This is a genomic window from Saccharopolyspora rhizosphaerae (assembly GCF_003931915.1).
GTDB lineage: Bacteria > Actinomycetota > Actinomycetes > Mycobacteriales > Pseudonocardiaceae > Saccharopolyspora > Saccharopolyspora rhizosphaerae.
The window spans coordinates 214,899-239,242 of sequence record NZ_RSAA01000006.1; the positions used below are offsets into that span (position 1 = coordinate 214,899).

Annotated in this window: 24 protein-coding genes; 3 read left to right on the plus strand and 21 right to left on the minus strand. The window is 71.8% G+C overall.

The genetic code is table 11. From position 1 onward, the window contains the following. Nucleotides 1–64 precede the first annotated feature (64 nt). The 5 genes from EIL87_RS06535 to cmk form a co-directional block, all read right to left on the minus strand. Nucleotides 65–1,150, minus strand: a complete 1,086-nt coding sequence (locus EIL87_RS06535; RefSeq protein ID WP_125089262.1) for a sensor histidine kinase — start codon at nucleotides 1,148–1,150, stop codon at nucleotides 65–67. Further along, on the minus strand, nucleotides 1,147–1,824 hold the full coding sequence (locus EIL87_RS06540) for a response regulator (RefSeq protein ID WP_125089263.1): 678 nt from the start codon (nucleotides 1,822–1,824) through the stop codon (nucleotides 1,147–1,149). The genes EIL87_RS06535 and EIL87_RS06540 overlap by 4 nt, the downstream gene beginning before the upstream one ends. 90 nt (nucleotides 1,825–1,914) lie before the next feature. Further along, the gene (gene der / locus EIL87_RS06545; RefSeq protein WP_199740290.1) at nucleotides 1,915–3,327 is read right to left on the minus strand and encodes a ribosome biogenesis GTPase Der; all 1,413 of its coding nucleotides are present in this window, start codon (nucleotides 3,325–3,327) and stop codon (nucleotides 1,915–1,917) included. A gap of 11 nt (nucleotides 3,328–3,338) precedes the next feature. After that, nucleotides 3,339–4,010 carry a lysophospholipid acyltransferase family protein gene (locus tag EIL87_RS06550; protein ID WP_125089265.1) on the minus strand — a complete coding sequence of 224 codons (672 nt, stop codon included), beginning with the start codon at nucleotides 4,008–4,010 and terminating at the stop codon, nucleotides 3,339–3,341. Beyond that, complete coding sequence (gene cmk / locus EIL87_RS06555) at nucleotides 4,007–4,696, minus strand: (d)CMP kinase (protein WP_199740284.1); 690 nt, start codon at nucleotides 4,694–4,696, stop codon at nucleotides 4,007–4,009. Before cmk ends, EIL87_RS06550 begins: the two co-directional genes overlap by 4 nt. Before the next feature lie 207 nt (nucleotides 4,697–4,903). On the opposite strand from cmk, the gene EIL87_RS06560 reads away from it, so the two are divergent. After that, entirely contained in the window at nucleotides 4,904–5,386 is a 483-nt protein-coding gene (locus EIL87_RS06560; RefSeq protein WP_125089267.1) for a cation:proton antiporter regulatory subunit, read from the plus strand. Between the two features lie 86 nt (nucleotides 5,387–5,472). Further along, on the plus strand, nucleotides 5,473–6,648 hold the full coding sequence (locus EIL87_RS06565) for a cation:proton antiporter (RefSeq protein WP_125089268.1): 1,176 nt from the start codon (nucleotides 5,473–5,475) through the stop codon (nucleotides 6,646–6,648). A 383-nt stretch (nucleotides 6,649–7,031) separates the two neighbouring features. On the opposite strand, the gene EIL87_RS06570 is transcribed toward EIL87_RS06565, so the two are convergent. The 16 genes from EIL87_RS06570 to EIL87_RS06645 all read right to left on the minus strand — a co-directional run bounded on the left by EIL87_RS06570 (nucleotide 7,032) and on the right by EIL87_RS06645 (nucleotide 22,784). Next, complete coding sequence (locus EIL87_RS06570) at nucleotides 7,032–7,805, minus strand: pseudouridine synthase (RefSeq protein WP_125089269.1); 774 nt, start codon at nucleotides 7,803–7,805, stop codon at nucleotides 7,032–7,034. Continuing rightward, nucleotides 7,795–8,781 (minus strand): SMC-Scp complex subunit ScpB, encoded by a 987-nt coding sequence (scpB, locus tag EIL87_RS27920; protein ID WP_407690517.1) that lies wholly within the window; start codon nucleotides 8,779–8,781, stop codon nucleotides 7,795–7,797. Before scpB ends, EIL87_RS06570 begins: the two co-directional genes overlap by 11 nt. Further along, complete coding sequence (locus EIL87_RS06580) at nucleotides 8,781–9,686, minus strand: segregation and condensation protein A (RefSeq protein WP_233576069.1); 906 nt, start codon at nucleotides 9,684–9,686, stop codon at nucleotides 8,781–8,783. Before EIL87_RS06580 ends, scpB begins: the two co-directional genes overlap by 1 nt. After that, nucleotides 9,683–10,039, minus strand: a complete 357-nt coding sequence (locus EIL87_RS27925; RefSeq protein ID WP_125089271.1) for a hypothetical protein — start codon at nucleotides 10,037–10,039, stop codon at nucleotides 9,683–9,685. The genes EIL87_RS06580 and EIL87_RS27925 overlap by 4 nt, the downstream gene beginning before the upstream one ends. After that, complete coding sequence (locus EIL87_RS06590; protein WP_125089272.1) at nucleotides 10,036–10,977, minus strand: ParA family protein; 942 nt, start codon at nucleotides 10,975–10,977, stop codon at nucleotides 10,036–10,038. Before EIL87_RS06590 ends, EIL87_RS27925 begins: the two co-directional genes overlap by 4 nt. Before the next feature lie 174 nt (nucleotides 10,978–11,151). Further along, the gene (gene xerD / locus EIL87_RS06595; RefSeq protein WP_125089273.1) at nucleotides 11,152–12,099 is read right to left on the minus strand and encodes a site-specific tyrosine recombinase XerD; all 948 of its coding nucleotides are present in this window, start codon (nucleotides 12,097–12,099) and stop codon (nucleotides 11,152–11,154) included. Next, nucleotides 12,096–12,752 carry an NUDIX domain-containing protein gene (locus tag EIL87_RS06600; protein ID WP_125089274.1) on the minus strand — a complete coding sequence of 219 codons (657 nt, stop codon included), beginning with the start codon at nucleotides 12,750–12,752 and terminating at the stop codon, nucleotides 12,096–12,098. The genes xerD and EIL87_RS06600 overlap by 4 nt, the downstream gene beginning before the upstream one ends. Before the next feature lie 77 nt (nucleotides 12,753–12,829). Next, nucleotides 12,830–14,545 (minus strand): CTP synthase, encoded by a 1,716-nt coding sequence (locus EIL87_RS06605; RefSeq protein WP_407690518.1) that lies wholly within the window; start codon nucleotides 14,543–14,545, stop codon nucleotides 12,830–12,832. 225 nt (nucleotides 14,546–14,770) lie between these two features. After that, nucleotides 14,771–15,715 (minus strand): copper transporter, encoded by a 945-nt coding sequence (locus EIL87_RS06610; RefSeq protein WP_125089276.1) that lies wholly within the window; start codon nucleotides 15,713–15,715, stop codon nucleotides 14,771–14,773. Further along, nucleotides 15,712–16,896, minus strand: coding sequence for a putative cytokinetic ring protein SteA (steA, locus tag EIL87_RS06615; protein WP_125089277.1), 1,185 nt, complete (start codon nucleotides 16,894–16,896; stop codon nucleotides 15,712–15,714). Before steA ends, EIL87_RS06610 begins: the two co-directional genes overlap by 4 nt. Before the next feature lie 154 nt (nucleotides 16,897–17,050). Then, nucleotides 17,051–18,847, minus strand: a complete 1,797-nt coding sequence (recN, locus tag EIL87_RS06620; RefSeq protein WP_199740285.1) for a DNA repair protein RecN — start codon at nucleotides 18,845–18,847, stop codon at nucleotides 17,051–17,053. Nucleotides 18,848–18,950: 103 nt separating this feature from the next. After that, the gene (locus EIL87_RS06625) at nucleotides 18,951–19,838 is read right to left on the minus strand and encodes an NAD kinase (protein WP_125089278.1); all 888 of its coding nucleotides are present in this window, start codon (nucleotides 19,836–19,838) and stop codon (nucleotides 18,951–18,953) included. Further along, complete coding sequence (locus EIL87_RS06630; protein ID WP_125089279.1) at nucleotides 19,835–20,689, minus strand: TlyA family RNA methyltransferase; 855 nt, start codon at nucleotides 20,687–20,689, stop codon at nucleotides 19,835–19,837. The genes EIL87_RS06625 and EIL87_RS06630 overlap by 4 nt, the downstream gene beginning before the upstream one ends. A gap of 4 nt (nucleotides 20,690–20,693) precedes the next feature. Next, nucleotides 20,694–20,924, minus strand: a complete 231-nt coding sequence (locus tag EIL87_RS06635) for a hypothetical protein (protein WP_199740286.1) — start codon at nucleotides 20,922–20,924, stop codon at nucleotides 20,694–20,696. A gap of 91 nt (nucleotides 20,925–21,015) precedes the next feature. After that, on the minus strand, nucleotides 21,016–22,014 hold the full coding sequence (locus tag EIL87_RS06640; RefSeq protein WP_125089280.1) for an HAD-IIA family hydrolase: 999 nt from the start codon (nucleotides 22,012–22,014) through the stop codon (nucleotides 21,016–21,018). After that, entirely contained in the window at nucleotides 22,011–22,784 is a 774-nt protein-coding gene (locus EIL87_RS06645) for a hypothetical protein (protein WP_233576070.1), read from the minus strand. The genes EIL87_RS06640 and EIL87_RS06645 overlap by 4 nt, the downstream gene beginning before the upstream one ends. Nucleotides 22,785–22,823: 39 nt before the next feature. Here EIL87_RS06645 and EIL87_RS27365 point away from each other — a divergent pair, with 39 nt between their 5' ends. Continuing rightward, nucleotides 22,824–23,957, plus strand: a complete 1,134-nt coding sequence (locus EIL87_RS27365; protein ID WP_233576071.1) for a hypothetical protein — start codon at nucleotides 22,824–22,826, stop codon at nucleotides 23,955–23,957. The last annotated feature ends 387 nt before the right edge of the window (nucleotides 23,958–24,344 follow it).

Genomic DNA, 24,344 nt, shown 5'->3' on the forward strand with positions numbered 1-24,344 from the left:
TCAGGTGGTCTCCGCTTCCTCCGGGCCTGCTTCCGGCGAAGGCGGAGCGGTGGTCGGCGAGAGCTCACGGTTTCTGCGGGAGCACGGCGACGAGGCGGAAGCCGCCGTCCTCGGAGGGTCCGGCGTCCAGCTCGCCGCCGGCCATCCGGACGCGCTCGGACAGGCCTTCCAGGCCCGCGCCGCCCGCGAGGTCGGCGATCGGCTCGTGGTCAGAGCCCGGGGCGTCGTTGGTGACGACGATCTGCACGGCGTCGGACCCGGTGTGCAGGCCCACCCGGATCACGGCTCCGGGCGCGTGCTTGGAGGCGTTCGTGAGCGCTTCCTGCACCACGCGGTAGGCCGCGCGCTCGACCGCGCCCGGCACCGCGTGCTGGTCCAAGTCGCCTGTCAGCTCCACGTCGACCCCGGATCCCCTGGCCTGCTCGACCAGGTCGGAGATGGTCCGAGCCGCCCCCGCGGCGCCGGACTCCCCCAGGCCGAGGGTCGAGCGCATCTCGGCCAAGGCCTGCTTGGCCAGACCGCGCACCCGGGTCGCGGCGCCGCGCACCTCAGGGTCGTCGGTGGTGGCGCCCAAGGCGGCGGTCTCGACCGCGATCAGGGTGACGTGGTGGCCGACGGCGTCGTGGATCTCCCGCGCGATGCGGGCCCGCTCCTCGGCGCGCGCCACCTCGGCCTTGGCCTGCGCGGCGACCTCACCAGCGGCGACCAACCGCTGCAGGCTCGCCGCCAGCTGCTCGCGCAGCGCCACCAGCATCCCGAGCGCCGCGGGCGCACCGGCCGACAGCAGCACGAACCCCAGGGTCAGCAGGATCGAGCCGGCCGGGAGCGACTGCGTGATCAGCACCGGGGAGACGGCGACCACGCACGTCAGCAGCACCCACCCGACCAGTTCGCGCGGGTGGGGACGCACTCGGCCGAGCCGGAACATCGTCACCAGGGTCCCCGCCCAGCCCAGGCCGCCGGCCAGAGCGGGCAGGCACAGCAGCACCGAGACCCGGGGCCACCAGTGCCGCAGCGGCAGCAGCAGCGCGGCGACCAGCGCGGCCACGACCGGGTAGCCGAACGGGTCGGGCACGGCGAGCACCGCGGCGACCGGAAGACCGACGGCCAGGACCTCCAGGCCCCAGAACCGCCAGTGCGCACTGCTCACCGCTCACCGCCGACACCGGAGACGCGCTGCGCGATGAGGGCGGCCTGCACCCGGTTCTGCGCGCCCAGCTTGGTCAACACCGTCGAGACGTAGCTCTTCACCGTGGCTTCGGTCAATCCCAGCCGAGCCCCGATGTCGGCGTTGGACCGCCCGTCGGCCAGCAGCTGCAACACCTGCCGCTCGCGCGCGGACAAGGCCCTGACCAGGTCCGCCTCACGGGCGTTGTCGCTGCTGGTGCGCAACCGGGGCAGCAGCCGCGCGGTGATCCGCGGGTCGAGCACGGCGCCCCCGGCGGCCAGGTCCTGCACCGCGCGCACCAGCACCTCGGGTTCTGCGTCCTTGAGCAGGAACCCCTGGGCCCCGAAGCGCAGCGCCTCGGTGACGTAGTCGTCGAGGTCGAAGGTCGTCAGCATCGCCGACACCGGCGGTTCGGGCAGCCGGGCCAGGTCCTGGAGCGCCGAGAGGCCGTCCTGGCCCGGCATCTGGACGTCGATGAGGGCCACCTGCGGCCGGTGCGCGCGCACCTCGGACAGCAGGCCGCCACCGTCGCCGGCCTCGCCGACCACCTCGATGGTGCCGCCGCTCTCCAGCAGGACCGTGAGCCCGCGTCGCAGCATCGGCTCGTCGTCGGCCAGCACGACCCGGATCGGCCCCGCACCGTCGGTTGTCGCCACCTCCCGGTTCACCTCCGCCGTTTCCCGAGGTTCGCCAGCAGACTAACCGGAACGGGTACCCGCAGCGCCCGGACCACCCGCGCGGGCGGGTTACCGCTTGCCCTTGGCCTTGCGCTCGCGGACCCGCACCGAGATGCGGACCGGGCTGCCCACGAAGCCGAACGTCTCGCGGAACTTGCGCTCCAGGAAGCGCCGGTAACCGGCTTCCAGGAAGCCGGTGGTGAACAGCACGATCGTCGGCGGCCGGGTCTGCGCCTGGGTGGCGAAGAGGATCTTCGGCTGGCGACCGCTGCGCACCGGCGGTGGCTGGGCGGCGACCAGCTCGTTGAGCCAGCCGTTGAGGCGGCCGGTGGGCACGCGGGTGTCCCAGGAGTCCAGCGCGGTCCGCAGCGTCGGCGCCAGCTTGGCGACCGAACGGCCGGTCAGCGCGGAGACGTTGACCCGCTCCGCCCAGCGCACCCGCACCAGCTCGCGGTCGATCTCCTTCTCCAGCTGGCGGCGGCGGTCGTCGTCGACCAGGTCCCACTTGTTGTAGGCCAGCACCAGCGCACGGCCCGACTCGACCACCATGGTGATCACCCGCAGGTCCTGCTCGGTGAGCGGTTCCGAACCGTCCACCAGCACGATCGCGACCTCGGCTGCTTCGATGGCGGCCTTGGTGCGCAGCGAGGCGTAGTACTCGGTGCCGCTGGCCGTTTTGACGCGCTTGCGCAGTCCAGCGGTGTCGACGAAGCGCCACACCTGCCCGTCGAGCTCCACCAGCGAGTCGACCGGGTCGACGGTGGTGCCGGCGACGTCGTGCACGACGGAGCGGTCTTCGCCGGTGAGCTTGTTGAGCAGGCTGGACTTGCCGACGTTGGGCTTGCCGACCAGCGCCACCCGGCGGGGACCGCCGGTGGCGCCGAAGACCTCACGCGGCGTTTCCGGCAGGGCCTCGAGCACCTTGTCCAGCAGGTCGCCCGAGCCGCGCCCGTGCAGACCGCTGACCGGCATCGGCTCACCCAGGCCCAGCGACCACAGCGCGTGGACGTCGGCGACACTGCGCTCGTCGTCGATCTTGTTGGCCACCACGATCACCGGCCGCTTCGAGCGGCGCAGCACGCGCGCCACGGCTTCCTCGGTGGCGGTGGCACCGACCTTGCCGTCGACGACCAGCACGATCGCGTCGGCGGTGTGCATGGCCAGTTCGGCCTGCGCGGCCACCGAGCTCTGCAGGCCCTTGGCGTCGGGCTCCCAGCCACCGGTGTCGACCACCGTGAAGCGGCGGCCGTTCCACAGCGCGTCGTAGGCGACGCGGTCCCGGGTCACGCCCGGGGTGTCCTGCACGACGGCCTCGCGACGTCCCAAAAGTCGGTTGACCAGCGTGGACTTGCCCACGTTGGGGCGTCCGACCACGGCCAGCACCGGTTGCGGCTTCGGCGGGGCCTCATCGCCTTCTGCGGCGGCCCCGTCGAATTCCGCCCACTCGGACTCGTCGGACCACGTGCCGTCCAGGTCTTCCAGCGACTCGTCGGTCACGCTCGTTTACCTCTCACATCGTCAATGGTCTGGTCGGCGACCAGCCGGTCCAGTTCGGCGATCAGCTCGACCAGTTCGGTGCGCACGGTTTCGGTCGCGGCCACCAGCCCGGCGCGGCCCTTGCCGCCCGCCGGGGTGATCGGTTCCCCGAACAACACGTCGATCCTGGGTAACAGCCTACGGCCCGCCCCTTCGGGACGGCGCGTGCCCCGGCACGCCACCGGCAGGATCTGCGCGCCCGAGGCGCGCGCCAGCCACGCGGCCCCGTGCTGGGCGTTGTCGACGTCACCCGTGCCTCGGGTGCCCTCGGGGAACACACCGACGAGCCCGCCGCCCTTGAGCACGCGCACCGCGGTCAGCAGCGGGGTGCGGTCGGGTTCCCCGCGCCGGACGCCGATCTGCCCGATGCGGGTCAGGAACCAGCCCAGCGCACCCCGGAACATCTCCTGCTTGATCAGGAACACCGCCGGGCGCGGCACCACCCCCAGCAGCAGAGGTCCGTCCAGCAACGAGCTGTGGTTGGCCACCAGCACGACCGGCCCGCCCCGCGGGACGCGCTCCCGGCCGTGCACCCGCACCCGGAACGGCACCCGCAGCGGCCGGCGGGAGATCCACTGGGCGATCCGGTGCAGCCACGCCCACGCCCCGTCGGGGAGGTGCGCGCTCATTCCGCGCCCACCAGCAGCCCGCGGGATTCGACGAGCTTGGTGAGCTGCTCGAGCACGCCCGCGATGTCCAGTTCGGTGCTGTCGAGCTCCACGGCGTCGTCGGCCTGGCGCAGCGGTGCGACCGTGCGGCCGGAGTCCAGGGCGTCGCGGCGCTGCACGTCCGCGTGGGTGCTCCGCAGGTCGCTGACCCGTCCGTCGGAGACGTCCTGGGCGGTGCGGCGCGCGGCGCGGGCATCGGCCGAGGCCGTCAGGTACACCTTCAGGCCCGCGTCGGGGACCACGACCGTGCCGATGTCACGGCCTTCGACGACCATGCCGCCGGGATCGGTCCTCGCCTGGGCGATGAGCTCGCGCTGCAGGGCGACCAGCAGCTCGCGCACCTCGGGGACCGCGGAGACGGCCGACACCGCGCTGGTGACCTCCGGGCCGCGGATCTCGGCCTCGACCTCGGCACCCTCGAGCAGCACGGTCGGCGCCAGCGGATCGGTGCCCATGCTCAGCTCGGCGGCGCGGGCCACGCGGACCACCTCGGCGGTGTCGGCGGGGTCGACCCCGGCACGCAGCACCGCGAGCGTCACCGCCCGGTACATCGCACCGGTGTCGAGGTAGGTCGCGCCGAGCGCCGCCGCCAACTTCTTCGACACCGTGGACTTGCCGGTGCCCGACGGTCCGTCGAGAGCCACCACTCCACGAAGCCTGGCCTGCGCCACGTCGCCGTTCCTCCCCGCTTCAGCTCGCCGTCCCGACGGGGCCGCCGGAACCAACCAACCATTCTGCCTGGCCGCCACCGGTGAATCCCAATCGCATCCCGTTGCGGATCGGAACCGGACCGAGACCACATCGCGTCCCGGGGGGATCAAGGAATAGTCGGCGACACCCTTAAGGTTGCAAGGGTGGACGTAACTGTGACTCCGCTGCCGGGGCTCGGCACGCGCCAGGACTTCACCACTGGATCCGGTCACCGCGTCGGGGTGATCACCTATCGGGACGGCCGCTTCGAGCTGATCGTCTCGGACCACGAGGACCCGGACAAGGTCGCCGCCTCGGTCGAGCTGACCAGCACCGAGACCAGCACGCTGGCAGGTCTGCTGGGGGCTCCGCAGCTGGTGGCGAAGCTCTCCGAGCAGCAGCGGGAGGTCGCCGGGGTCACCACCTGGCAGCTGCCGGTGCCCGCCGGTTCGCCCTACGCGGGCCGCGAGCTGGCGGACACCGAGATGCGCACCCGCACCTCGGTGTCGATCGTCGCGGTGGTGCGCGACGGCGTGGTCCACCCGTCGCCTCGACCGGACTTCGTCTTCGCCGCGGGCGACCTGGTGGTCGTCGTCGGCACGGCCGACGGCCTGCGCGCGGCTGAGGAGATCCTCACCCGGGGCTGAGCGGACGAGCAGCGAACGAGCAGCGGAGGTCGACGCCGACCGACCGTCACAACTCCATACGCAGGGAACACGCGAGAGGAAACACGGTGCACGACACGGCGATCTCCCTTATCGAGCTGGGAGCGGTTTTCTTCGGTCTCGGCATCCTGGGGAGGCTCGCGTGGAAGATCGGCATATCACCGATCCCGCTGTACCTGCTGGGTGGAGTTGCGTTCGGCACCGGCGGTTTCGTGCCGCTGCACGGCATCCAACCGTTCACCCACATCGCCTCCGAGATCGGCGTGGTGCTCCTGCTGCTCTTACTCGGGCTGGAGTACTCGGCCGGCGAACTGGTCACCGGGCTGCGCCGGTCGTGGGTGGCGGGGCTGGTCGACATCGTGCTCAACGCCGCGCCTGGCGCGATCGTCGCGCTGGCGCTCGGCTGGGGGCCGATCGGCGCGCTGGCGATGGCCGGCGTCACCTACATCTCCTCGTCCGGCATCGTCGCCAAGGTGCTGGGCGACCTCGGCAGGCTCGGTAACCGCGAAACACCGGTGATCCTGTCGATCCTGGTCTTCGAAGACCTCGCGATGGCCGTCTACCTGCCGATCTTGACCGCGCTGCTGGCCGGCGTGAGCTTCGTGGGCGGGATGACCGCGGTGGGCATCTCGCTGCTGGTGATCACGGTGGTGCTGGTGATCGCGCTGCGCTTCGGCAAGTACGTCTCCGCGCTGGTCGACAGCCCCGACCCCGAGGTCTTCCTGCTGCGGCTGCTCGGCGCCGCGCTGCTGGTGGCGGGCCTGGCCTCGGAGCTGCAGGTGTCGGCGGCGGTCGGCGCCTTCCTGCTCGGCATCGCGATCTCCGGGTCCACCGCGCAGAACGCGACCCGCATGCTCGAGCCGCTGCGCGACCTGTTCGCCGCGGTGTTCTTCGTCGTCTTCGGCCTCAACACCGACCCGGTGCAGATCCCGCCGGTGCTGCCGGTCGCGCTGGGCCTGGCCGTGCTGACCTGCTTCACGAAGGTGCTCACCGGCTGGTTCGCGGCCCGCATGCAGGGCGTGGCCCGGATGGGTCGGCTGCGCGCAGGTGCGGCACTCGTGGCGCGCGGCGAGTTCTCCATCGTCATCGCGGGCCTGGCGGTCGCCTCCGGCGCCGTGGACAGCAAGCTCGCAGCCCTGGCCACGGCCTACGTCCTGCTCATGGCCATCATCGGCCCGGTCGCCGCGCGCGTCGTCGAACCGCTCGGCCGCGCCTTCTTCACCCGCAAACCCCAAACCGTCTGAGCACCGGGTCAGCCACCAGCTCGCCGCCCTCGGGCCCAGACCGGCGCGCAGCGTCCCCGGCTCGGGACTCGGACCACTCCGGCGATCCGGGCAAGGCACCGCGAGATCAAGCACGGCGGTGGTGATCGGGCGGGGCGAGCTGGGAGGGAACCCCTCGCCCTCTCCTGACCGACACCGGGTCGGGCCCGGGGCTGCGGTGTCGGGCGAAACCGAGGTGTGGGGGTCAGCCGTCATCGCCGCAGGTTCTGAGCTGCTTCGTGGCGAGCCACCAGGACGCTCAGGCCGTCACCCGCACCGCCACGCACAAGTCGAGCGATCGACAGGCCTTGCAGCGCAGGAGAGCCGCGGCAGGAGTTCCTGCCGCGGCTCTGCGCTTCACCAGCTCACATGCCGACGATCTTGTAGAGCGAGGCGACTTCCTGGCGGTTCAGCGGGCGGATGGCACCCGGGCGCTCGGAGGTCAGCTGAACGTCGCCGATGCGGGTGCGCACCAGGCGTTGCACCGGGTGGCCGACGTGCTTGAGCAACCGGCGCACGATGCGCTTGCGGCCCTCGTGCAGCACGACCTCCACCAGCGCGCGGTTCTGGTTCTGGTCGACCAGCTTGAAGCGGTCCACCTTCACCGGGCCGTCCTCCAGCTCCACACCCGCGCGGAGCCGCTTGCCGAGGTCCTTCGGGATCGGCCCGATCACCTCGGCCATGTAGGTCTTGCGCACCTTGTAGGACGGGTGCATCAGCCGGTTGGCGAGCTCGCCGTCGTTGGTGATCAGAAGGAGACCCTCGGTGTCTTGGTCCAGCCGACCGACGTGGAACAGCTTGCCATGCCGTTCGCTCAGGTAGTCACCGATGCACGGGCGGCCCTGGTCGTCGGACATGGTGCACAGGATGCCGGTGGGCTTGTTGAGCAGCAGGTGCGTCAGGTTGTTGTTGGTCATCACGCGGCTGCCGTCGACGTGGATGACCGCGGTCTCGGGGTCGACGCGGCGGCCCAGCTCCACGACCACCTCTCCGTCGACCTCGATGCGCCCTTCGAGGATCATCTCCTCGGCAGCCCGCCGAGACGCGACACCCGCCTGCGACAGCACCTTCTGCAAGCGCACCCCTTCTTCGCTGGGGTGCTTCGCGGCACTGGACGGGGAACGGCGTTCAGACGTCATCGATCGATTCCACTTCGGGCAACAGGGGTGCGAGCGGCGGCAGGTCCTTGAGCGACGACAGCCCCAGCCGTTCCAGGAACAGCTCCGTCGTGCAGTACAGGATGCCGCCCGTCTCCGGGTCGGTGCCGGCCTCTGCGATCAGGCCGCGCCCCACCAGGGTACGGACAACGCCGTCGACGTTCACACCCCGTACCGCGGCGACGCGGGAACGCGTCACCGGCTGCCGGTAGGCGATGACCGCCAGCGTCTCCAGCGCGGCCCGGGTCAGCTTGGTGCGCTGCCCGTCGAGCAGGTAGCGCTCGACGTAGGGCGCGTACTTCTCGCGGGAGTAGAACCGCCAGCCGTCGCCGACGTAGCGGAGGTCGATCCCGCGCTCGTTCTCGGCGTAGCCCTCGGACAGCCGCCGCAGCGCCGAGCGGACCCGCGCCACGGGCTGCTCCAGCGTCTCCGCGAGCAGCTCCTCCCCCGCCGGCACGTCGACGACCAGCAGCAACGCCTCCAGCGCGGCGTCGAGCGCGGAGTCCTCGGTCAGGTCCGGAGCCCCAGGCGTCTCCACGCCCTCACCAGCACCGTCCTCCTCCGACTCCGAGCCGGGGGAGTCCTCGGCCTCGTCGCCGGAACTGCGCTCAGCAGCCGGAGGGGAGGTCGCAGTGGACGCCTCCCCACTCGACTCAGGAGCGGAAGCTCCCGTGGGGACCTCGCCGTCCGCGGATCCCGCGACCTCGGGAGCAGAATTCCCAGCCGAAACCTCCCCACCCGGATCAGAGGCGGAAGCTCCCGTCGGAACGTCGACGTCCTCGGATCCCGCGCTCTCGCCCGTTTCCTGAGGGACGGAGGCTTCAGCCGGAACCTCCTCGCCCCGCTCGGGAGCCGGAGTTCCGTCCGCAGCGTTGGCGGCCTCCGACGACGTCGAGGCTTCCTCCGGGTCGTGGGGGACGGCGGTTCCGGTGGGGAACTCGGATTCCTCGGCAGGCATCAGCCGTACTCCTCTTCTTCCTGACTGGCGCGCTGCGCCTCGGCCGCGGCCTGCGCCTCGGCGAGGGAGCCGCCGATCCAGGTCACCTGCAACTCGCCGAGCGGGCTCTCCTGCTCGAACTGCAGCACCTTCTCCCGGTACAGCTCCAGCAGCGCCAGGAACCGCGCCACCACCTCGATGGTGTGGCCGCAGTCCGACACCAGGTCGGTGAAGGTCAGCGTGCCCTTCTCGGCCAGCCGCACCCGCATCAGCGCCGCGTGCTCGCGCACCGAGACGCCGTGCTGGTGGAGGTGGTCCAGCGACACGGTGGGCGGTGGCTTGGGCCGGAAGACCGAGGCGGCGATCTCGGCGAACCGCTGCGGGTTCACGCCGATCACCACTTCGGGCAGCAGGTTCTCGTAGCGCTCCTCCACCGACACCGAGCGCGGGTAGCGGCGCAGCGCACCGGCTTCCAACTCGCCGAACAGCGCTGCCACCTGCTTGTAGGCGCGGTACTGCAGCAGCCGCGCGAACAGCAGGTCGCGAGCTTCCAGCAGCGCCAGGTCGGCTTCGTCCTCGACCTCGGCGGCCGGCAACAGCCGGGCGGCCTTGAGGTCCAGCAGGGTCGCGGCGACCACCAGGAACTCGGTGGTCTCGTCCAAGTCCCACGACTCGCCGAGCGCGCGCGTGTAGGCGATGAACTCGTCGGTGACCTTGTGCAACGCCACCTCGGTGACGTCGAGTTCGTGCGCGGAGATCAGCTGCAGCAGCAGGTCGAAGGGCCCCTCGAAGTTCTCCAGCCGCACGGTGAACCGGCCGTCACCGGACTGCGCTTCAGCCTCCGCTGACGACGATTCCTGCGGTGCTGCTTCGGCCCCGGCGTCGGACGGTGCGCGTTCGGCGTCGGGGTGCGGGGCATCGATCACTCGCCGGACTCCCGCAGGTGCCGGACCAGGACCGAGTCCGCACCGTGCTCGGTGAAGTCGGTCAGCAGCACGGCGATCGCCTCGCGCACGACGCGGCCGCGGTCCACGGCGATGCCGTGGTCCGCCCGCAACGCGAGCCGCGCCTGCTCCAAGCCCAACAACTCCTCGTCGGACACGTACACGGTGATCTTCGCATCGTGCTTGCGCCGCCCCGAACCCGACCGAGCCCGCTTCCGCTCCGCGGGAGGGCCCACCGGTTTCGGATCGTCCTGCGGCGCCGGGGCCTGATCCGTGCGAGGAACAGTAGTACGGAAGAGTTCAGCCGCGCCGGGCAGGGCGACCCGACGCGTCATCGAGCGATCACCTCGCGGGCCAACGCCCGGTAGGCCTGAGCGCCGGCCGACCGCGGCGCCCACCTGGTGATCGGTTCCCCGGCCACGGTGGTCTCCGGGAAGCGGACGGTCCGGTTGATCACCGAGTCGTACACCACGTCGCCGAAGGCCTCCACCACGCGCTGCATGACCTCGCGGGAGTGCAGCGTGCGCGGGTCGAACATCGTCGCCAGGATGCCGCTGATCTCCAGCTTCGGGTTGAGCCGCTCGCGCACCTTCTCGATGGTGTCGATCAGCAGCGCCACCCCGCGCAGGCTGAAGAACTCGCACTCCAGCGGGATGATCACGCCGTCCGCGGCGGCCAGCGCGTTGACGGTGAGCAGCCCGAGCGAGGGTTGGCAGTCGACCAGGACGTAGTCGTACTCCTCGATCGACTGGCGCAGCACCCGGTGCAGCGTCTGCTCCCGGCCCACCTCGGTGACCAGCTGGACCTCGGCGGCGGAGAGGTCGATGTTGCTGGGCAGCAGGTCCATGCCCTCCACGGTCGTGCGGCGCACCACGTCCTCGACGGTGACACCGCGCTCCATGATGACGTTGTAGATGGTCTGCTCCAGCTGGTGCGGCTGAACGCCCAAGCCGACCGAAAGCGCGCCCTGCGGGTCGAAATCCACCAACAGCACCCGACGCCCGTGTTCGGCCAGCGCGGCACCGAGGTTGATCGTCGACGTGGTCTTGCCGACTCCGCCTTTCTGGTTGCACATGGCCAGCACCGACGCGGGACCGTGGTGGTCCAGCAGCGGCGGCTCGGGGATGTGCCGGAGCGGGCGACCGGTGGGTCCGAGACCGCTGGCGTCCTGGGGCTGATCGGCGCTGACCTCAGGGTCCGTGGTCTCGGGGGCGATGCTCAGGTCGACCGCTCCTCGAGGCCGCCGCGAGGCGGAAGGATGCGGCAACGACATGGCGATCTGACTCCTTCGGTACCGGTGGCGATCGATCGCAGCCTAAGTCGCTTCAACGACCTGCGGCAACGTGCCTCGCCGTGGTGTCGGCAATTGGATCGGCGGAAGTTCGTGATCCCGCTGTGATCAAGATCTACCGCGTGGTTCGATCACGCGCATGCGCACGTGGTGATCTCACCCCGAAAGATGGGCGCGCGGGTGCGCGGTGGCGTAGACCTCCCGGAGCGTGTTGACCGTGACCAGCGTGTAGACCTGCGTGGTCGTCACCGAGGCGTGCCCGAGGAGTTCCTGCACGACGCGGACGTCGGCACCCCCTTCCACCAGGTGCGTGGCGAAGGAGTGGCGCAGCACGTGCGGCGAGACCGGTTCGGCGATCCCGGCCCGCTCCGCGGCCGCTTTCAACGCGTTCCACGCGCTCTGCCGGGAAAGTCCGGTACCGCGGGAGTTCAGGAACACGGCCGAACTGCCCCGCCCGCGCGCCACGAGGACCGGCCTCGCCCGGACCAGGTAGGCCTCGAGCGCGGCCAGCGCGGGACGACCGATCGGCACCAGGCGTTGCCTGCCACCTTTCCCGTCGAGCAGCACGGTTCGATCCGCGCGGTGGACGTCGTCGAGGTCGAGACCCACCGCCTCGGAGATGCGCGCCCCGGTGGAGTACAGCAGCTCCAGCAACGCGCGGTCCCGCAGCCCGCGCGGATCGTCACCACCGGCGTGCTCCAAGAGCTTCCCCACGTCGGCGACCGGAAGCGCCTTCGGCAGCCGCTTCGGCGGGCTCGGCGGCGTGACGTCACGTGCCACGTCCACCGCGACCCTGCCCTCGGCGTGGGCGAAGCGGTGCAACCCGCGGGCGGCCACCAGAGCACGCGCCGCCGACGAGGACGCCAGCGGCGGCCTGCCCTCGACGCCCTCGCGCAACTGCGCCAGGAATTCCGACAGGTGCTCGGCGCGCACACCCTCGAGCTCGGAAACCCCTTGCGCCACCAGGAATTCCGCGTACCTGCGCAGATCACGGGCGTAGGAGTCCAGCGTGCTGCGCGCGGTTCCGCGCTCCACCGCGAGGTGGTCGAGGTACTCGCCGACCGCGGTGCGCAACCCCGGCGGCAGCGATTCGAACCCCCTCACCGGGCGGCGAAGCGCTGCGGCCGGTCGATCCACTCGGCGTCGGCCGGGCGGGGCTGCACGACGCCGTCGCGAGCCGCCTTGGCGGCCAGCAGGCCCGCCACCGTCGGGCCGTTGACGATCTCCCCTGCCAGCGCCATCCGCACCACCTCGGCCAGCGGGAACCGCTCGATGACGAGGTCGGCCTCCTCGTCGCCGACGGCGTCGGGACGGCTCACCTCGGACAGCCCGGTGGCCAGGAAGACCCGGACGACCTCGTCGGTGAACCCGGGCGAGGTGGCCACGTCGACCAGCACCGACCACTCCTCGGCCGCGAGCCCCGCCTCCTCGGCGAGCTCGCGTTGCGCCGTGCGCACCGGGTGCTCGCCGGAGACGTCCAGCAAGCCCGCCGGCAGCTCCCACAGCCTGCGACCGAGCGGATAGCGGTACTGGTGCACCAGCACGACCCGCTCCTGGTCGTCGACCGCGACGATCGCCACCGCCCCGAAGTGCTCGACGACCTCCCTGCGCGCGTGACCGCCGCCGGGCATGCCGACCTCGTCCGCCCGCAGCGCCAGGATCCGTCCGACGTAGACGTCCTCGCTGCTCAGCGTGGTGAACTCGTGCTCTCCGTTGGTGCGCGTGACACCGCTACCCGTGGTCTCCACGAACCCCACCCTAGATCCGATCGCCCGCGCGTGAAGCGGCCCGCACCACCCCGGGGGGGAGGCGCGGGCCGCTCACCTGCGACGGATCAGGCCCCGGCGGGCTCGGACTCCGGCTCGGCCACGGTCGACTCGAACTCGACCGGCAGCCGCTCGGCCGCGCGGTAGTCGATCGCCGCCTTCACGAACGCCGCGAACAGCGGGTGCGGCCGGGTCGGACGGCTCTTGAGCTCCGGGTGCGCCTGGGTGCCCACGAAGAACGGGTGGATCTCCCGGTCCAGCTCGACGAACTCGACCAGGCGGTCGTCCGGTGAGGTGCCGGAGAAGACCACGCCGGCCTTGCTCAGCTGGTCCCGGTAGGTGTTGTTGACCTCGTAGCGGTGCCGGTGGCGCTCGTCGACCTCGGAGGCGCCGTAGGCCTGGGCGACCAGCGAGCCCTCGGCGAGCTTGGCCGGGTAGGAGCCCAGCCGCATGGTGCCGCCCATGTCACGGTCGCCCGAGAGCACGTCGTGCTGGTCGGCCATCGTGCTGATCACCGGGTGCTGGCAGGGCTCCTCGAACTCGGTGGAGTTCGCCCGCTCCAGGCCGGCGAGCGACCGGGCCGTCTCGATCACCATGCACTGCAGGCCCAGGCACAGGCCGAGGACTGGGATGTTGTTGGTGCGCGCGTAGCGGATGGCGCCGAGCTTGCCCTCGATGCCGCGGACCCCGAAGCCGCCCGGGATCAGCACGCCGTCCACCCCGGCGAGCGCCTGCGCCGCTCCGGACTCGGTCTCGCAGGTGTCGGAGCCGACCCAGGAGATCTCCACCTTGGCGTGGTGCGCGAAGCCACCCGCGCGCAGCGCCTCGGTCACCGACAGGTAGGCGTCGGGCAGGTCGACGTACTTGCCGACCAGCGCGATGCGCACCCGCTCGGACGGGTTGTGCACCCGGTCCAGCAGGTCGCCCCACACCGACCAGTCGACGTCGCGGAACGGCAGCCCGAGCCGGCGCACCATGTAGGCGTCCAGGCCCTCGCTGTGCAGCACCTTCGGGATGTCGTAGATCGACGGCGCGTCCGGGCAGGCCACCACGCCGTCGGTGTCGACGTCGCACATCAGCGCGATCTTGCGCTTGAGGTCGGCGGGCAGCTCGCGGTCGGCGCGGCAGACCAGCGCGTCGGGCTGGATGCCGATGTTGCGCAGCGCCGCCACCGAGTGCTGGGTGGGCTTGGTCTTGAGCTCGCCGGAGGGCGCCAGGAACGGCACCAGCGAGACGTGCAGGAAGAAGCAGTTGTCCCGGCCCACGTCGTGGCGGACCTGGCGGCAGGCCTCCAGGAACGGCAGCGACTCGATGTCACCGACGGTGCCACCGACCTCGGTGATCACCACGTCGGGCGTGACGCCGTTCTCGTCGGGCTCGGCCATGGCCCGCACGCGGGCCTTGATCTGGTCGGTGATGTGCGGGATGACCTGCACCGTGTCACCCAGGTACTCGCCGCGGCGCTCCTTGGCGATGACCGAGGAGTACACCTGGCCGGTGGTGACGTTGGCGTTGCGGGTCAGATCGCGGTCCAAGAACCGCTCGTAGTGACCGATGTCCAGGTCGGTCTCAGCACCGTCCTCGGTGACGAACACCTCACCGTGCTGGAAGGGGTTCATCGTCCCCGGATCGACGTTCAGGTAGGGGTCGAGCTTCTGCATGGTCACCCGCAGCCCGCGGGAGGTGAGCAGTTCACCCAGGCTGGACGCCGTGAGCCCCTTACCCAACGAAGAGGCGACGCCCCCCGTTACGAAAACGTGCTTGATAGTGCGTGCTTGCGGCACCAAGAAAAGCTCCCCGTGGTCAAGCCGTCGCCTGGCTGGAATCTCTGCGCTGGCAGGACGGCTGGATCCGTCGCTCCCACGGAATTCCAGCCTAACGCACGACCACCGGGGCTCGCACCGAGACCCGCATCTCCTGTGAACGGCGAACCGGCCGGGTCAACCGCCATCCGGCGGCCTACCGGCCGGTTGTCCCCGACGTCCTGGTGAACGGGCACGCCTCGCAGATCAAGAAGCGCCGCGGGTGCTGGGCACCGGCCCCTGCGCAGAGCTGGCCGCACCGTAGTGGCCGCTCTTGCGGTCCGCTTGCTCGCGGGCGGCCATCACGACCGCGACGCGCCCGGCACCGGTCTCGGCGTTGTCCACCGTGGACAGGCCCGACGACATCGCCGGATCGACCCGCGCCACTCCCACCGCGCCGCGGCCGTCGGCGGAGCCGCTGGTGCCCGCCAGCACGGCCCCCGTGCCGGAGCGGTCGACCTGGGTGGCGAAGCGCGCCAGCGCCGTGGCCCGGTCGGCCGCGGCGTCGCCTTCGAGCCGTCCCCCGGTGAGCACCACCGCCAGCTCGGCCGGACGCAGGCCCTCGGAGGCGGTCACGTAACCGCCTCCGGCCAGTCCCGACAGGGCCGCAGCGCGGGCGTCAGCGGTGGCCTGCGGTTGTCCGGTCTGCGGGTTGACCAGCGCCAGCGGTCCGATCAGGCCGCCGGCGAGGGTGCCCGGGTCGGCGGCGGTGGGCAGCTGGACCCCGGCGGGCAGCAGCTGCGTGACCACGCCGCGCAGCTGGTCGGCGCGGTCCGGGTTGGTCAGCGCCTCACCGAGGCGGACCTCCCCGGTGAGGTCGGCGCCGGAGTCCTGCAGCAGCTGGGTCATCGCGGCCCGCTGGCCCTCGTCGGTGTCCGGTGAGCTGATGAGCACCACGCTGCGCCCGGTGAGCTGGCCCTGCACGGCCAGCGGCGCCACGGTCGTGTCGAAGCGGTCCGCGGCCTCCGCCTGGGCCTTGAGCTGGGCGCGCTCGGCGCTGAGCTGGTCGACCTGCGCCTGCAGGTCCTGCTTCTCGCCGCTGAGGGCGTTGAGCAGGCCCTGGCTGACGGAGCTGGTGCCCAGCACCACGCCCACGGCCAGCGCGAGGAAGACCGCGGCGATCGAGATGATGTGGTAGCGCAGCGTGATCACGAGAACAGACCCCCGAAGTAGGCCGACACGGCTCCGGCGGTGTCGGTGAGCTGGGCCAGGGCGGCGTCGCCGAGCCCGGACACCAGCAGCGCGACGGCGACCACCAGCAGCACCGACAGCACCAGCAGCACCACCGCCGACAACGGCGTGCGGCTGCGCTGCAAGGTCGCCACCGCCGGGCCGTCGATGACCTTGCTGCCCAGTCGCAGCCGGGTCAGGAACGTCGAGGGGTTGGAGCCGGATCGACCGCGGTCGAGGAACTCGCTGAGCGTGGCCTGGAACCCGACCGTGACCACCAGGTCCGCCTTGTGCGCGTCGGCCAGCAGCAGCGCGAGGTCCTCGGGGTTGCCCGAGGCGGGGAAGGTCATCGCACCCACACCCAGGTCCTGGATGCGCTCTAGGCCGGGCGCGTGGCCGTCCAGGTGCGCGGGGATGACCAGCTCAGCACCGCAGCGCAGCGTCTCGGTGCTGATCGTGTCGGGCGCACCGACGATGACGTCCGGCTTGTGGCCGGCGCGCTGCAGGGCGTCCGCGCCGCCCTCGACACCGATCAGCACCGGCTTGTACTCGCGGATGTAGCGCTTGAGGCGCCGCAGGTCGTCGGCGTGGCCGTAGCCGGGCGCGACGACCAGCGCCTGCCTGCCCTCCATCGAGCCCCCGAGCTCCGGCACACCGATGCCGTCGAGGATCAGGGTGCGCTCGGTGCGCAGGAACTCGATGGTGTTGGCCGAGAACGCCTCCAGCTGGGTGGCCATCCCGGCCTTGGCCTCGATCAGCTGGTCGGCGATCGAGTTGGCGTCCTGCTCCACCCCGCGGCCCAGCTCGCGCTCCCCGGCGTAGATCCCGCCCTCGAACAGGCGGATCTTCGAGCCATCCTTGACGTTGTTGAGGACGTCGCTGCCGACTCCGTCGACCAAGGCGACCCCGGCGGCTTGCAGGACCTCGGGCCCCAGGTTCGGGTAGCGCCCCGAGATCGAGGGGGCGGCGTTGACCACGCCGATCACCCCGGCCGCCACCAGGGCCTCCGCGCTGCGGCGGTCGAGGTCGGCGTGGTCGATCACCGCGATGTCGCCGGTGCGGACCCGTCGCGGCAGATCACCGGAGCGGCGCTCCACCCTGGCGACCCCGGCGAGCCCGGGCAGGTCCTCCTGCTGTCGGGTCAGCAGTCCGCTGATTCTCATGCGCCGATGGTGACAGGCTGATCACCGGTGGTGGGTCCGCCACGCCGAGTGGACTGCGCCACGCGCCGCAGCGGGCGATGCGACGTTCGGCCCACCTGGCGGGGAGGTCGCGTCCGCACGACCCGCACCGCCGCGCACCACGGGCGCGCGGAGTTCACCGAGAACGCTTGCCGCCCTTGCCCTTCCGGCCGAACTTCTCCTGGGTCAGCTTGTAGGTGCTGGCGGTCTCGAGGAGCTCTTCGGCGTGCGCGCGTCCGGTCTCGGTGGACTCCATGCCCGCGAGCATCCGGGCCAGCTCGACCACGCGGCGCTCGTCGGAGACCAGGCGAACGTCGCTCTTGGTGAGACCACCGTCGGCCGCCCCCTTGTCGACCACCAGGTGGCGGTCGGCGAAGGCCGCGACCTGCGGCAGGTGCGTGACCACGATGACCTGGTGGGTGCGCGCCAGCCTGGCCAGCCGACGACCGATCTCCACAGCGGCCCGGCCACCGACACCGGCGTCGACCTCGTCGAAGACCAGCGTGGGCACGGTGTCGGCGTCGGCGAGCACCACCTCCAGCGCCAGCATGACGCGGGAGAGCTCACCACCCGAAGCGCCCTTGTGGATGGGCAGCGCGGGCGCACCGGAGTGCGCGATCAGCTGCAGCTCGACCTCGTCCACTCCGTCCGGGCCCGCGTGCAGCGAGCGGCCGTCGACCGGCAGCCCGTTGGGGTCGCCGCTCTCTGCCTCCTTCTGGTGCACCACGACCTGCAGCTTGGCCTGCGCCATCGCCAAACCGGACAGCTCTTCCGACACCGCCTCGGCCAGTCGGCCGGCGGCCTCCGCACGGGCACCGCTGAGCGCCTTGGCGTGCTCGGCGAGTTCCCCCGCGAGCTCGTCGCGGCGCGCCGCCAGCGCGGCCAGCGCCTCCTCCGAGGTGTCCATCCCGGACAAGCGGGAGCGGGCGTCCTCGGCCCAGGTCAGCACTCCGTCGACGTCGGCAGCGTACTTCTTGGTGAGCTGCTTGAGCTCGGCCTGCCGGGCCAGCACCTGCTCCAAGCGGGCCGGGTCGGCGTCGAGCTTGTCGAGGTAGGAGCCGAGCTCCCCGCCGACGTCGGAGAGCACCGCGACGGCCTCGGCCACCCGCGGCTCCAGCTCCCGCAGCGCCGGGTCCTCGGAGGAGGACAGCTTGCGCGCGGCCTCCCCGATCAGCCCGATCGCCCCCGGGGCGTCGGGGTCTCCGTCAGCGGAACCCGACAGCGCTTGCTGGGCCCCGGCGGCGATCTCCCGCAACTGGTCGACGTCGGCGAGCCGCCGCGCCTCGTCGACCAGCGAAACGTCCTCGCCCGGTTCGGGGTTGACGGCTTCGACCTCGGCCAGGCCGTGCCGCAGCATGTCGGCCTCGCGCGACAGCTCACGGGAGCGTTCGGTGCGCTCGGTGAGCTCGCGGACCGCTTCGGCCCATTCGGCGCGGACCCGCTGGTAGTCGGCCAGCACGTGCAGCACGGGCTCCCCGGCGAACCGGTCCAGCACGGCGCGCTGCTCACCCGAGCGCAGCAGCCGCAGCTGGTCGTTCTGCCCGTGCACGGCCAGCACCTGCTCGGACAGCTCCGCGAGCACGCCGTTGGGCACCGAGCGACCGCCCAGGTGCGCCCGGGAACGCCCGTCGGCGGTCACCGTGCGCAGCGCGATCAAGCTTCCGTCGTCGTCGGGTTCGGCACCGGCGTCCCCGGCGACCTTCGCCGCCGGTGAGTCCGGGGTGGTCGCGAAGCGTCCCTCCACGACTGCCCGCTGCGCACCGGCGCGCACCCGCGAGGCGTCGGCCCGGCCACCGCTGAGCAGGTGCAGGCCCGTGACCACCATCGTCTTCCCCGCGCCCGTCTCACCCGTGACCACGGTCAAGCCGGCGTGCAGTGCGAGCGTGGCGTCGTCGATGACGCCCAGTCCCTGGATACGCATCTCCGCCAACACACACAGCACCCTATCGGCACCGAGCGCACGCGGGCGCCCCACTGCGGTGATCGCCACCGGAATCGTTAGACGATGTGTTCGATCGCGTCGCGCGCGACCGCGGTCACCTGGCCGGTCCGCGCCAGCCCTGCACGGGCAGCTCGAACTTGCGCACCAGTCGGTCCGTGAACGACGTGTCGTGCAGGCGCACCAGGCGGATCGGCGTCGAACCGGCCACCACCTCGACCCGCGCTCCCGGCGGCAGGTCGAACATGCGCTGGCCGTCGCAGCACAGCACGGCGTGGTGCCCGTGCTGGTCGATCTCCATCGCCACCAGCGAGTCCCGCGACACCACCAGCGGACCCGCGAACAGCGCGTGCGCGTTGCTCGGCACCACCAGCAGGGCCTGCACCTCCGGCCACACCACCGGACCGCCCGCGGAGAACGCGTACGCCGTCGACCCGGTGGGCGTCGAGCACAGCACGCCGTCGCAGCCGAACGCCGAGACGGGATGTCCGTCGACCTCGACGACGACGTCGAGGATCCGCTCCCGGCTGCTCTTCTCCACGCTGGCCTCGTTGAGCGCCCACGTGCTGGCGACCGTGTCGCCGTTGAGCGTCGCGGTGACCTCCAGGGTCATCCGCTCCTCGACGTGGTAGCGGGCTTCGACGACGGCGGCGATCGCCTCGTCCAGCGCGTCGGAGTCGGCACCGGCCAGGAACCCGACCCGGCCCAGGTTCACGCCGAACAGCGGCACCCCCGCCGGCCGCGCCAGCTCCGCAGCGCGCAGCAGCGTGCCATCACCGCCGAGGACCAGCACCAGCTCGGTGCCCGCAGCGGGGTCGTCCTCGGGCCGGGCGATCTCGCACGCGCTGTCGCGCAGCTCGTCGGCTTCGCCTGCCAGCGCGCGGACCACGATGCCCGCTTCGAGCAGACGACCGGCGACCTTCTCCGCTGTGCGCAGGTTCTGCTCCCTGCCGGTGTGCACCACCAGCAGCACCCGTCGGGTCAACTGCCACTCCCTTGCCGGGATGAGTTCTTGGTCGAGTTCTGCGGTCCCCGCTCGACCGCGTCCGCGACCGCGCGGCTCGCGCGGTCGCGGTCGATCTCGGCGCCTGGCCGCAGCCAGACGAAGTACTCGACGTTGCCGGACGGGCCCGGCAACGGGCTGGCCACGACGTCGCGCAGCCCCACGCCGTGCTCGGCGGCGAAGTCGACCACGTCCAGCACCGCTTCAGCGCGCAGCTGCGGATCGCGAACCACGCCACCCGAGCCTAGCCGCTGCTTGCCCACCTCGAACTGCGGTTTGACCATCAACGCGAGATCGGCGTCCTCGGTGGCGCACGCGACCAGCGCGGGCAGCACCAGCTTCAGCGAGATGAACGAGAGGTCGGCGACCACGAGGTCGACCTGCCCGCCGATGTCCTCCGGCGTCAGCGACCGGACGTTGGTGCGGTCGTGGATGCGCACCCGCTCGTCGGTCTGCAGCTTCCACACCAGCTGGCCGTAGCCGACGTCGACCGCGACGACCTCGCGGGCGTCGCGGCGCAACAGCACGTCGGTGAAACCGCCGGTCGAAGCTCCGGCGTCCAGGCACCGCTTGCCCGCCACCGACAGCCCACCGGGTTCGAAGGCCTCCAGCGCGCCGACCAGCTTGTGCGCACCGCGCGAGGCCCAGCCCGGGTCGTCGACGTCGTCGGTGACCAGCACCGGCGCGTCGATCTCCACGGCCGTGGCGGACTTGCGCGCGACCATGCCGCGCACGCTCACCCGGCCCGCCGCGACGAGCTCTCCAGCGTGTTCGCGGGACCGGGCCAGCCCGCGCCGAACCAGTTCGGCGTCCAAGCGCGCCTTGCGAGGCACTTCGTCAACTCCGAGGGGTGTTCTGGGACTGCAGGTGGTCGGCCTTCGACAACGCCTCGGTCAACGCGCTGTGCACGTTCTCGAAGCGCTGGACGTGCTCGGCGACCGGCTGGTCGCGCACGTCGTCGAGCTCGGTCATCGCCGCGGAGATCGCGTCGATCGCCGACTGGCCGTCGTCGGCTTGGCGCGCCAGCATCCCCGGGTTGGGCGTCTGCTTCTCCGACGGAGAGGTCATGGGCGGGTACTCCCCTCGATCACCGGTGCCTCGCGATCGCTGCGCGGCACGTCTTCACGCTAGCCGAACGATCCGTTCCGGTCCCGTCAGATCAGCCGATGTCGAGCGTTCTCAGCGCTGCCCGCGCCGCGTCGTCGGTGCCCTCCACCTGCACCGGGCCGGAGCCGGTGGACCACCACGCCGTGCACAGCGCGCGCAGGGCGCCGAGCGCGTCGCCCTCGCCGCGCGAGGACAGGTCGAGCCGATCGCCGACGGTCACCGACCAGGCCGGCTGCTCGCCGATGGCGACCTCCGACTTCGGCGCGTGCAGCCCGCGCAGGTCGGCCGCGACGTGGCCCGGCCGATCCTCGGGACGGGCTTCCAGCAGGTGACGCGGCGTGTTGACACCGGTGAGCACCATCAGCGACGGCATGCCGGCCTTGACCGCCCCCGCGATGTCGGTGTCCAGCCGGTCACCGATCATCAGCGGCCTGCTGCCGCCCGCGGAGGCGACCGCGCGGTCCAGCAGCGGGCGCTCGGGCTTGCCCGCCACCAACGGGTCCTGGTCGGTGGCCGCGCGCAGCAGCTCGACCAGCGCGCCGTTGCCCGGCAGCAGCCCCCGCTCGGTCGGCAAGGTGCGGTCGGCGTTGCACGCCACCCACAGCGCGCCGTCCCGGACCGCCAAGCACGCTTCGGCGAAGGCGCGGTAGGTCAGCTCATCGGACAGGCCCTGCACCACCGCGACCGGTTCGTCGGCGAAGCCGCTGACCGGCACGAGGCCGAGGCGGTCCACTTCGGACTCCAGCGCGGCCGAACCGACGACCAGCACCCGGGATCCCGCGGGCAGCTTCTCGGCGAGCATCGCGGCACCGGCCTGGGCGCTGGTGCTCACCTCGCTGCGCTCGGCCTCCAAGCCGAGCCCGACCAGGTGGTCGACCACCGCCTGGTCGGGCTTGGAGGCGTTGTTGGTGACGTAGCGGACCGCGACGCCTCGACGATGGGCCTGCTGGATGGCCTCCAGCGCGCCGGGAACCAGCTCACCACCGCGGTAGACCGTGCCGTCCAGGTCGAACAGCACGACGTCGTGGTCGTCGAGCAGCGTGCCGCTCACCGCGTCGCCGAGCCCCCTTCGGCCGCGGGCTCCGCGGCGGTGTCACCGCGCTCGCCGGCCGCGTCGTCCTCCACGACGTCCGGCTCACCGGCCTCGCCGTCGAGGTCGTCGCCGGCGTCGTCGAAGTCGTCGTCGGCGAGGTCGTCGTCGAGGTCGTCGTCGGCGTCCTCGTCGAGGTCCTCACCGGCGTCTTCCTCGTCGTCGTCGTCGGCGGCGTCCTCATCGTCGTCGATGTCGTCCTCGTCGTCGATCTCGGCAGCGGCCTCGGCCTCGTTGACCAGCTCCTCGATGACGTCCGGTCCACCGAGCTGGACCGCGAGCTCCTCGAGGCGCTCCGGCGCGTCGGTCTCCTCCTCGTCGTCGGCGTGCGCGGCGTGGACGAACCAGGTGAAGGCGTCCCGCTCACGGCCGGCGGCCAGCAGGTTGTCGGCGTAGGCGTAGAAGAGCCGGGCGCTCCAGGGGTCCTGCCGCTTCGGGTCCAACTCCGGGACCTGCAGGCTGACCACGGACGCGTCGATCTCGTCGAGGTCGCGCCGCGCACCGGCAGCGACGATCCGCAGCTCGATCTCGTCCTCCTTGTCGAGCTGCAGCGCCTCTTCGCTGCGCACCAGCTCGATCGCGCGCTCCGGTCGACCCAGCGCCCGCTCGCAGTCGGCCATGATCGCGAGGTGGCCGGGGCCGCCGCCCATCCGCCGCGCCGCGCGCAGCTCGGACAGCGCCTCGTTCCACTCACCGGCGAGGTAGGCGGTGAGGCCGTTTGCCTCGCGCACCGACGGGATCCGGGACGCCTTCTGCCGCGCGAACCGAGCGTGCGCGAGTGCACGCTCCGGTTCCTCGTCGATCAGCTGACCGGCTGCCACGAGGTGCTGTGCGACCTTCTCCGCGGCGCCCTTCGGCAGCGAGAGCAGTTCGCGGCGGACCTCCGGGTCCAGGTCCGAGGGGCTGACGCCCTCCTCGGGCAGCTCCGGCTCGACCGCCTTCGGGGCCTCGTCGTCCTTCTTGCGGTCCGGCCGGCGGTCGGCATCGCGCTTGAAGTCCTTCTTAGGGCCGCCGGCCTTCTTGCCGTCGTCGCGCCGACCTCCGCGGTCGTCCCGGCGACGGTCGTCCGGACGCCGGTTGTCACGCCCCCGGTCGTCGCGATTGAAGCCGCTCCGGTCGTCGCGGCTCCGGTCATCCCGGCGCGGCCGGTCATCGCGCTTGAAGCCACCCCGGTCGTCCCGGCGACGGTCGTCGCGGCCGTACCCACCGCGGTCGTCACGCGGACCGCTCCGCTTGCGGTCGTCCCTGCGGAAGTCGCCGCCGCGGTCGTTCCGGCGGTCGTCCCTGCGGAAGTCATCGCGCCCGCCACGGCGGTCATCACGCCGGAACCCACCCCGGTCGTCGCGTGGACCCCGGTTGTCCCGGTCGCCCCGGTCACCGCCCCTGTCGTTGCGGTCGCCGCGGTAACCACCTCGGTTGCGGTCGTCCCGCCGGAAGTCGCCGCCGCGGTTGTCCCGGCGGAAGTCGTCACGCCCGCCGCGCCGGTCATCACGGCCGCGGCGGTCATCACGGCCGCCGCGGTCATCACGGCCGCCGCGGTCATCACGCCGGTAGTCATCACGGCGCGGGCGGTCGTCCCTGCGGTAGCCGCCGCGGCCGTCGCGGTCGTTGAAGCGGCGCTGACCGCCTCGGTCATCGCGCGAGCCGCGGTTGTCCCGGTCACCGCGGAACCCACCGCGGTCATCGCGACCACCGCGGTAGCCACCCCGGTCGTTCCGGTCGTTGAAGCGGCGCTGACCGCCTCGGTCGTCCCGGCGCTGGCCCCCGTAGGAGCCACGCCCCTGGGAGTGACCGCCTGGCTTGCGGTCGTCACCGCTGCGACCACCGTGGCCGCTGCGGCCGGCACCGGCCCCGCGGCGGGGACCGCCGCGCTTGTCGTCGGAACCGGACACCGAACCTCCTGAAGAAGAAAAACCAAAACCGTACCAGGGCAGCATCCCCGGCTGAGCGCGTCCCAATCGCGGAGTCGTGATCGACCACCAGCGCACGTGCTGCCACCTGAGCCCACGTGGGGCTGAACAGCCACGACCGAACGGCCTTCCACAAATCGTACAGCTCGCCGACCCGCCCCAACCCTCCGGGACCGGCTCGCCAGGCCCGACATCGCCAGCGCTGACAGTGCATTTCAGGCGAACAGCACCCGCCGTTCAACGCCGAGAAGGGAGCACCGTGTGCAATGCGATGAAGAAGGGGCATGAAAAAAGGGGCGGGGCAGAAGGTCCTCACCTTCTGCCCCGCCCCACCAAGGTATGTGTCGGCGGTGTCTTACTCTCCCACACCCTGTCGAGTGC

Bases quoted from the DNA above. Each gene is read 5' to 3' on its own strand.
- EIL87_RS06570 (WP_125089269.1), bottom strand. From the start codon at position 7,805: ATGACGTCTGAACGCCGTTCCCCGTCCAGTGCCGCGAAGCACCCCAGC.
- EIL87_RS06590 (WP_125089272.1), bottom strand. From the start codon at position 10,977: ATGTCGTTGCCGCATCCTTCCGCCTCGCGGCGGCCTCGAGGAGCGGTC.
- EIL87_RS27925 (WP_125089271.1), bottom strand. From the start codon at position 10,039: ATGACGCGTCGGGTCGCCCTGCCCGGCGCGGCTGAACTCTTCCGTACT.
- EIL87_RS06635 (WP_199740286.1), bottom strand. From the start codon at position 20,924: ATGACCTCTCCGTCGGAGAAGCAGACGCCCAACCCGGGGATGCTGGCG.
- scpB (WP_407690517.1), bottom strand. From the start codon at position 8,781: ATGCCTGCCGAGGAATCCGAGTTCCCCACCGGAACCGCCGTCCCCCAC.
- steA (WP_125089277.1), bottom strand. From the start codon at position 16,896: ATGAGAATCAGCGGACTGCTGACCCGACAGCAGGAGGACCTGCCCGGG.
- EIL87_RS06550 (WP_125089265.1), bottom strand. From the start codon at position 4,010: ATGAGCGCGCACCTCCCCGACGGGGCGTGGGCGTGGCTGCACCGGATC.